The 11,735-nt window shown below is 56.1% G+C and carries 12 protein-coding genes; all 12 read left to right on the forward strand.

What is annotated here, in order from left to right; all coding sequences use genetic code 11:
• Positions 1 to 215: GMC family oxidoreductase (locus tag ACWVCN_RS05635; RefSeq protein WP_455244557.1), on the forward strand; the 215-nt coding region annotated here is incomplete at its 5' end.
• Positions 212 to 1,264 (forward strand): VOC family protein, encoded by a 1,053-nt coding sequence (locus ACWVCN_RS05640; RefSeq protein ID WP_455244558.1) that lies wholly within the window; start codon positions 212 to 214, stop codon positions 1,262 to 1,264. The genes ACWVCN_RS05635 and ACWVCN_RS05640, both read left to right, overlap by 4 nt.
• A gap of 50 nt (positions 1,265 to 1,314) precedes the next feature.
• Complete coding sequence (locus ACWVCN_RS05645; protein ID WP_455244559.1) at positions 1,315 to 2,052, forward strand: TVP38/TMEM64 family protein; 738 nt, start codon at positions 1,315 to 1,317, stop codon at positions 2,050 to 2,052.
• Between the two features lie 113 nt (positions 2,053 to 2,165).
• Entirely contained in the window at positions 2,166 to 4,976 is a 2,811-nt protein-coding gene (locus ACWVCN_RS05650) for a sigma 54-interacting transcriptional regulator (RefSeq protein WP_455244560.1), read from the forward strand.
• Between the two features lie 298 nt (positions 4,977 to 5,274).
• Entirely contained in the window at positions 5,275 to 5,541 is a 267-nt protein-coding gene (locus tag ACWVCN_RS05655) for an STAS domain-containing protein (RefSeq protein ID WP_455244561.1), read from the forward strand.
• Positions 5,538 to 6,260, forward strand: coding sequence for an RNA polymerase sigma factor (locus ACWVCN_RS05660; RefSeq protein ID WP_455244562.1), 723 nt, complete (start codon positions 5,538 to 5,540; stop codon positions 6,258 to 6,260). Before ACWVCN_RS05655 ends, ACWVCN_RS05660 begins: the two co-directional genes overlap by 4 nt.
• A 72-nt stretch (positions 6,261 to 6,332) precedes the next feature.
• Positions 6,333 to 6,599: a zf-HC2 domain-containing protein gene (locus tag ACWVCN_RS05665; RefSeq protein WP_455244563.1), complete on the forward strand. Its 267-nt coding sequence runs from the start codon at positions 6,333 to 6,335 to the stop codon at positions 6,597 to 6,599.
• Between the two features lie 55 nt (positions 6,600 to 6,654).
• Positions 6,655 to 7,329, forward strand: coding sequence for an alternative oxidase (locus ACWVCN_RS05670; RefSeq protein WP_455244564.1), 675 nt, complete (start codon positions 6,655 to 6,657; stop codon positions 7,327 to 7,329).
• 14 nt (positions 7,330 to 7,343) lie between these two features.
• On the forward strand, positions 7,344 to 8,447 hold the full coding sequence (locus ACWVCN_RS05675) for a glucose 1-dehydrogenase (protein WP_455244565.1): 1,104 nt from the start codon (positions 7,344 to 7,346) through the stop codon (positions 8,445 to 8,447).
• 153 nt (positions 8,448 to 8,600) lie between these two features.
• A complete protein-coding gene (locus tag ACWVCN_RS05680) occupies positions 8,601 to 9,524 on the forward strand; it encodes a cytochrome b/b6 domain-containing protein (RefSeq protein WP_455244566.1) in 924 nt (307 codons plus the stop codon).
• On the forward strand, positions 9,514 to 10,284 hold the full coding sequence (locus ACWVCN_RS05685; RefSeq protein WP_455244567.1) for a molybdopterin-dependent oxidoreductase: 771 nt from the start codon (positions 9,514 to 9,516) through the stop codon (positions 10,282 to 10,284). The genes ACWVCN_RS05680 and ACWVCN_RS05685 overlap by 11 nt, the downstream gene beginning before the upstream one ends.
• A gap of 25 nt (positions 10,285 to 10,309) precedes the next feature.
• Positions 10,310 to 11,545: a hypothetical protein gene (locus ACWVCN_RS05690; RefSeq protein WP_455244569.1), complete on the forward strand. Its 1,236-nt coding sequence runs from the start codon at positions 10,310 to 10,312 to the stop codon at positions 11,543 to 11,545.
• The last annotated feature ends 190 nt before the right edge of the window (positions 11,546 to 11,735 follow it).

The raw sequence follows: 11,735 nt of genomic DNA on the forward strand, positions 1-11,735 counted from the left end.
CGATCGCCGGGACCGCACACCAGTGCGGGACGATCCGGTTCGGCCGTGACCCCAAAGCGAGCGTGCTGGACGTGAACTGCAAGGCGCACGACCTCGATAATCTTTACGTGGTCGATGGGAGCTTCTTCGTCTCGAGCAGCGCGGTGAACCCGTCACTCACAATCATCGCCAATTCACTGCGCGTGGGAGATCACCTCTTAGAGAGAATGCGATGACCGTCGCCGTTCGCATCACCGTGCTCTTTCTCTTGTTGCTTACTCCCCCATGTTGGGCCGATGTAGCAGTGCAATCAGTTGCCTCCATCGGCTTTACCGTGTTCGACATGGACCGGACGATCGCCTTCTACCGTGACGTGCTGACATTCAGACTGGTCAGCGACGTAGAAGTGGACGGGCCGGATTACGATCGGCTTTATGGAGTTTTCGGCGTACGGGCGCGGATCGTCCGGATGCAGCTCGGAGAGCAGCAGATCGAGTTGACTCAATTTCTCGCACCGCCAGACTTCAGGCCGATTCCTGTTCCCTCCTATAGTAATGATCTCTGGTTTCAACATTTCGCCATCGTGGTGCGCGACATGGAGGCAGCCTGGACGCAACTGCGGAACCATCACGTCCGCCAGATTTCGCCCAGGCCGCAGACGATTCCTCTGTCCAACCAAGCGGCCGCCGGCATCAAAGCCATCAAATTTCGCGACCCCGACGGCCACAACCTCGAACTGCTTTGGTTCCCCGAAGGCAAAGGCAATCCGATCTGGCACAAAACGGTCTTACCCACCCGATTTGGAGCCGGTGAGACGGCCTCTTCACCCGCCTCGAACCTCTTCTTGGGAATCGACCACACGGCCATGACAGTGCGGAGTTCCGAAAACAGCCTGAAGTTCTACCGTGACCTGCTCGGCCTAAAGGTCGCAGGCAGTTCGTTGAACATCGGGATCGAGCAGGAGCATCTCGACAGCCTCCCCGGTGCGCGCGTGCGAGTGACCGGGTTAGCGGCAAAGACAAGACTGCCCGGTGTCGAGTTCTTGGAATACGAGTCGCCGGCGGTCGGCCGGGCTTCCCCGTCTGATTCGAGTCCGACCGATCTCTGGCATTGGCAGACGACGTTGGTGGTGGTCGATGCGGAAGCGGCGGCAGCATCTCTTCATGGCGCCACGCAGACAGTCTCAAGCGGCGTCGTTACTTTATCAGACAAAATCCTGGGATTCTCGAAAGCGCTCCTGATCAGAGATCCCGATGGGCATGCTATCCAACTCGTATCACCATGAGCACCGTGACGGCCGTTTTGAGTGGGATATCGCGGACGATGTCGACATGGATGAAACTGTGTCTCGGGATCATTGTAGTGGCCGTAACTTGGTGGGCATTCTCGTCATTCGACTATGAACGGTACCTCACGCCGACGGCATTAGCCCAGCGGCTGAACGATGCCGGACCGCTGGCGCCATTGCTCCTGATCAGCAGCATGGTTTGTGCGGTCATCATCCCGCCGGTTCCCAGCTTGCCGTTGGATCTGGCTGCCGGGGCAGCGTTCGGTCCGTTTTACGGGGCGCTCTACGCCGTCATCGGTGCGGAGATCGGAGCCATCATTTGCTTTCTCATCGCCCGAGCCCTGGGACGCGAGGCCTTGTCTCGATTCCTCAAGACAGAGAACACGTTTTGCCAAACATGTACTGATCATCAACTGATGGGCGTGATGTTTCTCGCCCGTTTCATTCCGATTTTTTCATTCGACATGGTGAGCTATGGAGCCGGATTCACAAACATTTCCTTGAAGACCTTTGCGGTTGCCACCTTCTTGGGCACGACCCCTCCCACCGTTGCCTTTACCTACTTCGGCAGCACCTTCTTCACCGCACAGTGGCCTCTGATCGCGGCAGGGGGAGCAATGGTCGCCTTGTTTTTGTTTCTACCGTCTCTTCTCACGAGATACCGAGGAAGTCCGGTTGCGCGCCTGCTACTGGGACCGCTTCCCACTTCCGAGACCCCACCAACCGGCCGCCGCACTATTCCTCTCAAGGCCCGCTGCACCGGCTGCGGGGCGATCCTCTCTTGATCATCGTTCGAGGATGTTATCTCCTGGTTTACCCTTAGTTGCAAGGCTCTCTACACCGGTGCTAGACTTCCGCCTCGTTGCCATCCATAAAGCCCTCTCCAGGGGTGGTGCCGATGTCCACACCTGATCTTGTAGAAGCCCTCCGACGCAGCGAGGAATTCGCCGCGCGCCTGATCGAGAGCAGCCGCGATTGCATCAAGGTCCTCGGCCTTGACGGACATCTTCTGTCCATGAACGCCCACGGGATGACCGCCTTGGAGATCTGCGATTTCGGTCCCCTTGTTGGCACACCTTGGATCGAATTTTGGGAGGGGGAGGATAGAATCAGCGCCCGCTCGGCGATCGAAGCCGCCCGCAACGGGAAGGTCGGCCGGTTCACCGGATTCTTCGCTACCACCAAGACTAAGACACCCAAATGGTGGGACGTCACCGTCTCAGCTATTGTGGACAAGGACAACCAGCCGGAAAAGTTACTGGCCATCTCACGCGATGTGACCGAGCTCAAGCAGGTCGAACAGCAGCTGCGCCGTTCACAGGATGAACTGGAAGAGCGAATCGTCGCCCGCACCAAAGAGTTGACCGAAACGAGCACGTTGCTTCAGGAAATCGTTGAAGGGGTGGAGTCGAAAGTCGGCGAGCAGTTCTTCCCCTCACTGGTTCGCCATTTGGCCACAACGCTTGGAGTCGACTATGCGTATATCTCCGAACTGAGCGAAGACGGCACCCGGTTCGTCTCGAAAGCGGGGTGGGGCAAGGGGCAGGATCTTCCGCCCTTCGAGGTGCCGGCCAGAGGTCCCTGCGAAACTGTATTATCGCGCAAATGCGTCCATCATCCCGTAAAGCTCAGGGAACTCTATCCGTACGTCGAATTGATTCAGCAAATCGGCGTCGAGAGCTACTGCGGCGTGCCCATCGTGGATGCGGACGACCGGGTTCTCGGCCACTTGGCGATCATGGATACGAAGCCAATGCCCGATCACGTCCGTGTCACCTCGATCCTCGGCGTCTTTGCCACGAGAGCCGCCGCAGAATTCACCCGCTTAGCACACGAACAGCGAGAACGCCGGAGCGACAGGACGCTCCGGGCCATCGCAGAAGGCACAGCCACCGTGTTGGGCGGCCCATTTGCCCAGGCGTTGGTCAAGAATCTCGCCAAGGCTCTCGGAGTGGAATACGCCTTTGTGTCCGAGTTTTGCGTCGATCGCACAAAAGTGCGAACCCTGGCCTTTTGGGCGGGGGACCATTTTCTCGACAACTTCGAGTACACCATTGCGGGAACTCCATGCGAGAAGGTGCTGGCCGGTGAACTGTATCACTGCCCCGAACGGGTGGCGGACGCATTCCCATTGCACAGGGACGATTTGGAAGGATTGGGCGTCGAAAGCTACCTTGCGATTCCTGTGACGGGCATGGCGGGACTGGTCCTGGGACACCTCGCCGTGATGGACCGCCGGCCAATGGCGCTGGAGCAACTCGACTTGTCGGTCTTCAAAATCTTCGGCGCGCGGGCCGGCGCCGAGCTTGAACGGGCCCAAATGGAATCGAAACTCAAGGACAACGAAGAACGCTTGCGCGACTTGTTCGACGAAGCGCCGATCGCCTATGTAAACGAAGGCCTTGACTCCAAGTTCATTCGCGCCAATAAAACAGCCATGAAGACTCTCGGCATCACGCCGGATCAGGTGGATGGAACTTACGGCAAATCGTTCATTCCCGATACACCGGATGCGCAGCAGCGACTGAAGGCCGCATTCGATTCGATCGGCAAGGGGATCGATACCAGTGGCGTCGTGCTCGAACTCCGCCGCAAGGACAACGGCAAGCCACTCTGGATCAGATGGTGGTCGCGGCCGGATCGGACTGGCAACTACACCCGCACCATGTTTGTCGACATCACCGAACAGGTGTTGATGGAGCAGGAAAAGGCGAGGCTGGAAGCCCAGGCCGTCTATCTTCAGGAAGAGATCAAGGGCAGCCACAACTTCGAAGAGTTGATCGGATCATCCACGTCGTTGAAGAAGGCCCTGAAGAGCATTGAACGGGTCGCCCCGACCGACTCGACCGTGTTGATCACCGGCGAGACCGGCACGGGCAAGGAACTCATCGCGCGTGCCATTCACAACCTGAGCCCACGGAAGGGCCGCCCGCTGGTGAAGGTAAATTGTGCGGCGATCCCGTCCGGCCTGATCGAAAGCGAACTGTTCGGTCATGAGAAAGGGGCTTTCACCGGAGCGTTGGCGAAAAAGATGGGCCGCTTCGAGGTGGCCGACAAGGGGACGATCTTCCTGGACGAGATCGGAGAATTGCCGCTCGATCTGCAATCGAAGCTGTTGCGTGTGTTGCAAGAAGGCGAGTTTGAACGAGTCGGCGGGAATCAAACCTTCAAAGTCAACGTGCGGGTGATTGCGGCGACCAACCGGAATCTCGAACAACTCTCCAAATCGGGCCAGTATCGGGCCGATCTCTACTATCGCCTGAATGTCTTCCCGATCCATCTTCCGCCGCTCCGCGAGCGCGACGGCGACGTTCCGCTGCTCGTGCAGTATTTCGTGCGGAAGTTTTCGACGAATCTGGGCAAGAAGATTACGAAAATTCCCGAGCAGATGATGACCGCGCTCCAACGCTACTTCTGGCCGGGCAATATTCGTGAACTCGAACATGTGATCGAGCGGGCCGTCATCCTGAGCGAGGGTACTGAACTGGAGTCAATCGACTGGCTCACACCCTCAGCGAGCAAGACTGGTCACGGCCATCCCCTCACGCTTGAGGAGATGGAACGAGAGCACATCATCAATATCTTGGAACAGACTAACTGGCGCGTCAGCGGGGATAAAGGTGCAGCAGCCATCCTCGATTTGAAGCCGACCACCCTCGAAGCCCGGATGAAGAAGCTCGGCATTTCCCGCGCAAAACGTGAAGAATAAAACGTGAGGGGGGTGGGTTTCTAAGAGTCTCCCCGGCGTTCTTGCCCCTTCAGCTTTTCCTCTCCCATGGCCATATTCAGTAGGCTGTGTTCCCAATGAATCTCCCCAACTAATTGGGACGGTCCCAATATTTTGGGAATTCTGCAGGTCTGATTGCACGCGCACATCACTCCCGTCTTCCACACTTCCTCCTGATTCATCAATCAGTTACCAGACATTGTCTCGAACATTTAGAGATTGGCATTCCTGTTGCTGAATAGGTGATCAGCAACGGGAACAACAGGGAGAACAGGAGACGATGTTGAAAATCACCAAGATTCAGGAAAGCAGGACCGATGTCCTCCTTAAGCTTGAGGGCAAGGTCACGGATCAATGGGCGGCGCTACTCGACGGAGAATGCCGTTCGTATTTGAGACGGATGAAGAATGTCTTCCTCGATTGTTCCCAAGTGGATTTTGTCGATGGGAGAGGCGTGGAGGTGCTGAACAACCTTCCCCGCAAGCAAGTCACCTTGATGAGCACGCCCGGGTTCGTGACGGAGCTGCTGCAGACCGGAGGCCGATGATGAATCTGAACACCACCACCCTTACCGGATCGTTGAATCACGCCATGAGCAGTGTGTCGGCTCAACAAGTATCGCACACGCCGAAGACGTCTCCCCTCTCAAACGCCGAGAGCCAACTGTTGGCCAAACTCAAGGCCGGGGACGAAGGCGCCTTTGACCGACTCGTAAATCAACATCATGGCGCGCTGATTAGGATGGCCATGGGCTATGTGGCTGACCGCGAAGTGGCGGAAGAGGTCGTCCAAGATACCTGGATGGCGGTCATCGAAAGCCTGGATCGATTCCAAGGCCGCTCCTCGCTGCGCACCTGGATTTTTGGCATCATGATTCACAAGGCTAAGGACCGCGGCATCCGTGAGAAGCGCCATACGACATTCTCTGCGTTCGAAACCTACGAAGACGACAACGAGGAAGCGGTCGACCCTTCCCGCTTCCAGCCGAGCGGCGAATGGGCCGGCCACTGGGCATTCCCTCCTCAACCATGGGACGATCAAACGCCCGAAAAGCTCCTGGCCTCGCAGCAAGCCGTCGAGGCCATGAACAAGGCGATTGAGGAGCTTCCGGCGACATTACGAGACGTATTGGTGTTGCGCGACATCGAAGGAGTCGAGGCCAAGGAGGCCTGTGAGATCCTGAAGATCACTGAAACCAACCTATATGTACGCTTGCATCGGGCAAGGGAACGGGTGCGGGTTGCCGTGGAGAAAGCGCTTAAATGACTGCGTGATTGAGCTGTAAGAAAGCCTGCGGGTGAGGGACACAGGTTTGAATCCTTAACCTGAGAGTCCCCGATGAAGGATCATCTGACACAATGGATTGATAGCGGGTTCACCTGCCGCGACATTGCTGACAGAGCCTCGGACTACCACGAGGGACGGTTGCCGCTTCTTATAGAGCATCGTGTCAGCCGGCATCTCCCATACTGCAAGCGCTGCCGAACTTACCTCCATCAAGTTGCACTCGTGTCATCCACACTCAGGAGACTTCCGAAGATTTACCCGACTCCGATGAATCGACTGCTTCTGCACCAGTACTTCACGGCCTACCATCTCTCATGAGACCGACCGCTTTCATTCATCTGTAAGAGTCAGCCTCGTTTGCCGACTGACAGCCATGGACGCCACGATCAAGATGACAATGTTGAGTGCCGAACAACTCAGGATAGAGCAATTCAGAACGCTGGCGGAGCCCGAACATCGTTATGGCCTCCTGGCCAAAACTCTCTTTGTTGTAATGGACCTCCTGTATGGGCGTAAACGGAGCTGGAGCAAATTTAAGGTGCTGGAAGTAATCGCTCGGGTGCCTTATCAAGCCTGGGAACATGTCGCCTATATCGCCATCACTCAACAATACGAACATGAAGACTTTGCCCGGCGGGTATTCGAACGGGTGAAGGAAGCTCGGCACCAACAAGACAATGAGCAGTGGCATCTGTTGATCTTGGAAGAGTGGATTCACCAGCACAAGATCAAGGAGAATTTTCTGCTCCATCGGCTGGCACCGCAAATCATCGCCTTCTTCTATTACCAGGTCAGCTGGCTACTTTATGTGATCAAACCGGAGTGGAGCTATCGTCTGAACATGGATTTTGAGACGCATGCCGAACATGAATATATGCTCTTTGCGCAAGAGCAGCCGGAGCTGGAGCGGATCCAGTTCGACAGTGCCTTTAAGAGAGACTACGGCAACTTCGCCACGATGGCCGATGTGATTAGACAGATCGGTTACGACGAACGGGTTCATAAGAACGAAAGTATGACGAAGCTGGGCATGGCCCGATTTGCATAGCCAAGGAGAGGCACATGAAAGCCGTGGCGGTTATTCCCGGGAAAGCCAATTCCATCCATCTTGCCGACCTACCGAAACCATCCGTGCACGAAGTGCCCGGCGGGCGCGGCGTACTGGTGCAGGTACTCCGCGTCGGTGTGGACGGTACAGACAAAGAAATCAATGCGGCCGAATACGGCCAAGCTCCTCCAGGATACGACTTCCTGGTCATCGGGCACGAATGTTTTGGACGGGTCCTTGAAATCGGGCCTAATGTTACAGAACTGATGCCCGGCGACTATGTTGTGCCGACAGTACGGCGTCCCGGTGGCAGCTTTTACGATCAGGTTGGTCAATACGACATGACCTTGGAGGATACTTACTACGAGCGTGGCATAAACCTGCGACATGGCTACCTGACAGAAACGTTCGTCGAAGATCCGGAGTACCTCGTCAAAATTCCAAAGGGCCTCAAAGATGTCGCGGTGTTGCTTGAGCCGACATCCATTATCGAAAAAGGGATCATCCAGGCTTATGAAGCGCAGCGTCGCTTTAAGATCTGGCGGCCGAGGAAGGCCGCAGTGCTGGGTGCTGGAACAGTTGGCCTGCTGGCGGCTCTTTCATTGAGGATGAAGGGGCTTGAGGTGACCAGCTTCGGCAGGCAGAGCGGGCCATCTCGCAATCTTGATCTCTTAGCCCAACTGGGCGTCCGCTACATCTCAACCAGCGACTTGTCGATTCGTGAGGCCGCAAAACGGTACGGCCCGTTCGATTTGATGTTTGAGGCAACGGGATTCTCGCCCGTTGTCTTCGAGGCGATGGAGTCCTTGGGCAAAAACGGCGTGCTGGTGCTGGCTAGCGTTACCGGGGGAGACCGGCAACATCCGATTCCTGCCGACAAGATCAATCTGGACTTCGTGCTCGGAAACAAGCTCGTCGTCGGCACGGTCAACGCCAACAGAGAATACTTCGAAGCTGGTGTCTATGACTTCGCCAGGGCGCAACTGGAATTCCCAGGCTGGCTACCACAGCTACTGACCCATCCGGTGGATGGGTTGGAGAACTATCAGGCCATAATATCGACGCTGACGATGGAACGGAATGCAATCAAAGTGTTTGTCAACGTTGCCTACGAATAGGAAGGTATTGTGAACAGGTGGATGGCGGCTTAGGTGTACTTGTGTTCGTGGGATCAAACAATCTAGAGCGTTCCTTCCTCTTGTAAGACACCGCAGGTTACACCGACTATCTCTTAGCGAACACTGAAAGATATTCCCTTAAGTGAGGACACAATGCCGAATCTTATGGAAGGACAGATGGCGGGAACTGATCAGTCGGATGGGAAAGAAACGGTAGATGGCAGTTTAAAAGCAAATCCGCCAGCGTCCCATGAACTTGTTGCCTCCAGTGGCAAGAGAGAGCGCATTTATCGGCATCCGCTACCTGTCCGGATCGGCCATTGGCTCAACGTGGTCTGTCTGTTCATCCTGATCATGAGCGGGCTGCAGATTTTCAACGCCCATCCGGCCCTGTATTGGGGAGACCGGTCGGATCGCGACCAGCCATTGTTCTCAATTCGTCCCATGGCGACTGACAGCGGAGAAGTCCGTGGCGTCACGAACATTCTCGGCCGAGCGTTTGATACAACCGGTTTGCTTGGCTATTCCAACGGATCGAAGCGGGCGTTTCCCGCTTGGGCTACGATCCCCAGTGCGAAATGGCTCGCTATGGGACGGCAGTGGCATCTTTTCTTCGCGTGGGTATTTGTGATCAATGGAGTGTTCTTTGCTGGCTACGCCCTCGTCAGCCGACACTTGAAGAATGATTTGCTGCCGACCAGTCGAGATCTGGGCAACATCCCCAAAGCCGTGAAGGACCACCTCGTGTTGCGCCATCCGAGAGGGGAAGAGGCGAAGCGGTACAACGTGCTGCAGAAGCTGGCGTACCTAGGCGTCATTTTCGGGCTCGCACCGGTGATCGTCCTGACTGGGCTCACGATGTCTCCGACGCTCGACACCGCGTTCCCTTGGCTGCTGACGATGTTTGGCGGACGACAAGCGGCGCGCACGATTCATTTCGTTGCCTGCTTTTCCTTCATTGGATTTATCGTGGTTCACGTGTCGCAAGTCTTGCTAACGGGATTCTTCAACAACATCAGATCCATGATCACCGGATACTTTATCTTGAAGCATGAAGGAGCAAGGCATGAAGCATGAGCGAGCGATGGAACGACGCGGATTCCTCAAAGGCTCAGTCGGGGCGGCAAGTCTCTTAGCGCTCGGGGGCTGTGACAACCTGACGCATAGCAGCTGGTTCCCCGGCATCCTGAACAAGGCGGAGAGACTAAGCGACCTGATACAACGGGCGGTGACTCCAGCCAACGCGTTGGCAAAAGAATATAGCGAAGCCGACGTCTCGAAGGTGTTTCCTGCCAACGGCAACACCGATCCCGGTACGGAAGAGTACCATGAGATGGCGCAGGCCGACTTTGCCGAATGGTACGTGATGATTGATGGCCTAGTGACGACTCCCACAATGTTCTCGTTGGCGGCCATTGAAGAAATGCCCGCGCGCACCCAGATCACACGCCATGATTGCGTAGAGGGTTGGAGTGCTATTGGTAAGTGGACGGGGGTCCCGCTCGGCGAGTTGCTGCGGCTGACACAGCCGTTACCAAACGCCAAGTATGCCGTCTTTCATTGTGCTGATGTGGACGATGAAGGCATCCCTTATTACGAAAGCATCGCCTTGGCCGACTGTTACCACCCACAGACGATTCTCGCCTATGAGTTGAACGGCACACCGCTCGACATTCCTCACGGCGCACCGCTTCGACTTCGCTTCGAGCGGCAGCTCGGTTACAAACAGGCGAAGTACATTGAACGGATCGAGCTAGTGGAGTCGCTGGATGGAATTGGCATGGGGAAAGGCGGGTATTGGGAGGATCAGGGGTACGAGTGGTATGCGGGGATATAAGGCAGGTTGAGGTCAAGGAGAGAAGATGATGTTCCCAGACAGAGTTATGACGAAGGCCTGTTCAGTCTTCACTTTAGTCTCAGCCTGTTTGGTCCTGTTGACTGGCTGCTTGTCTCCGGTCGCAATGCACAAGGCGGTGATCGAGTACGATCGTACGGTGAGTTATGTTGAAGCGGATCTGCTGCTCCTGAACATCGCACGGGCGCGCCATCACCGGCCAGTGCATTTCACAGCGGTTTCGAGCGTGGCGGCAACGTTCGATTTTCGGACGAGCGCGGGCATCACCGGAGGGTTTGGACCTGCGCCGGAAGCGGCCGAACGGGCGATCAATCTGGAGTACTCCGCCAGCGTCGCTGAAAATCCCACAATCACGATCGTGCCGATCACAGGCGAGGAATTTACCAAGCGCGTATTGCGGCCGCTCGATGAGGACAAGCTCGAATTCCTAGTTCGGCAGGGCTATGACATCAACATGGTTCTTCGTCTCATGGCAAGGGGAATCGCCCTCGACGACGGGCGTGGCCCTGCTGTCCTCTTCAACGCGCCGTCCCAGGGCGAAGGCTATATCGAATTTCGCCGCCGCCTGCTCCACATGGCCGGACTCGATGCGGAACGTAAACTCTTCGTCGGACCGATCCTGTTTGAGGAAAGCCACACGGTCAGGACGAATCGCCCGCCGAATCCTGATGAAGTAGTGGGGGCACTGGAGAAGGGTTTCCGCTGGGAAGGTGATAGCGAAGGGAAGGTGCACACGGTACGTCGAAAGGCGATCGGCCGATTGTTGATCGCTAACTATGATCCGGCGGGGCTTTCGAACGAGGAACGTCGGAAATTACACGAAAATGCCCAGCGGTTCCCGCCAGACTACGTGATGGTCGACATCAGATCAGGCCTTCCCGGTGGAGAGTATCCCTTGAAGGGAGCAATTTTGCTGAGAAGCATGAATGCCATCATTGCGTTTGTAGCCCGGAGCATCGAAGAAGAGCCGGAGATGATGGTCTCACCGGATACTCGAACGAAGACAGTCGTCAGAAACCCGGCTAAAACACTGGAGATCGAAGAATCCGCATCGCAACCGGAGGACTATGAATTTTCTGTGCCGTTCGACGGCCGGTTTTACTCTATCAGAAAATATCCGGTCAGCCAGGGAATGGTGCCGAGCTGGAACCAGGAGGCCTTTGCGGTGCTATCGAATTTATTCCAAATGACAGTGACCGATCTCACGAAATATCCGACGCCGGCGATTGCGATCGCGAAGTAGATCTAGCGTCCCGGTGAATCCGTGTTCCTGTGTCGCTGTGGAAAGGAGCGACCTATGATCGAACGTATCGTAACCGGGCTCGGAGTCCTGCTTCTAGGCCTATTCGTCACTTGGGTGGTCGCGAACGCGGGAGTGGGAATGAAGGCGCCGGACATTACGAATCCAATCTGGTTGAACAGTGAACCGTTAC

This window comes from Petrachloros mirabilis, from assembly GCF_975968855.1.

Excerpts from the sequence above, each read along its gene's own strand:
- ACWVCN_RS05640 (WP_455244558.1), top strand. The coding sequence starts at position 212 with ATGACCGTCGCCGTTCGCATCACCGTGCTCTTTCTCTTGTTGCTTACT.
- ACWVCN_RS05645 (WP_455244559.1), top strand. The coding sequence starts at position 1,315 with ATGAAACTGTGTCTCGGGATCATTGTAGTGGCCGTAACTTGGTGGGCA.
- ACWVCN_RS05650 (WP_455244560.1), top strand. The coding sequence starts at position 2,166 with ATGTCCACACCTGATCTTGTAGAAGCCCTCCGACGCAGCGAGGAATTC.
- ACWVCN_RS05655 (WP_455244561.1), top strand. The coding sequence starts at position 5,275 with ATGTTGAAAATCACCAAGATTCAGGAAAGCAGGACCGATGTCCTCCTT.
- ACWVCN_RS05660 (WP_455244562.1), top strand. The coding sequence starts at position 5,538 with ATGATGAATCTGAACACCACCACCCTTACCGGATCGTTGAATCACGCC.
- ACWVCN_RS05665 (WP_455244563.1), top strand. The coding sequence starts at position 6,333 with ATGAAGGATCATCTGACACAATGGATTGATAGCGGGTTCACCTGCCGC.
- ACWVCN_RS05670 (WP_455244564.1), top strand. The coding sequence starts at position 6,655 with ATGGACGCCACGATCAAGATGACAATGTTGAGTGCCGAACAACTCAGG.
- ACWVCN_RS05675 (WP_455244565.1), top strand. The coding sequence starts at position 7,344 with ATGAAAGCCGTGGCGGTTATTCCCGGGAAAGCCAATTCCATCCATCTT.
- ACWVCN_RS05680 (WP_455244566.1), top strand. The coding sequence starts at position 8,601 with ATGCCGAATCTTATGGAAGGACAGATGGCGGGAACTGATCAGTCGGAT.
- ACWVCN_RS05685 (WP_455244567.1), top strand. The coding sequence starts at position 9,514 with ATGAAGCATGAGCGAGCGATGGAACGACGCGGATTCCTCAAAGGCTCA.
- ACWVCN_RS05690 (WP_455244569.1), top strand. The coding sequence starts at position 10,310 with ATGATGTTCCCAGACAGAGTTATGACGAAGGCCTGTTCAGTCTTCACT.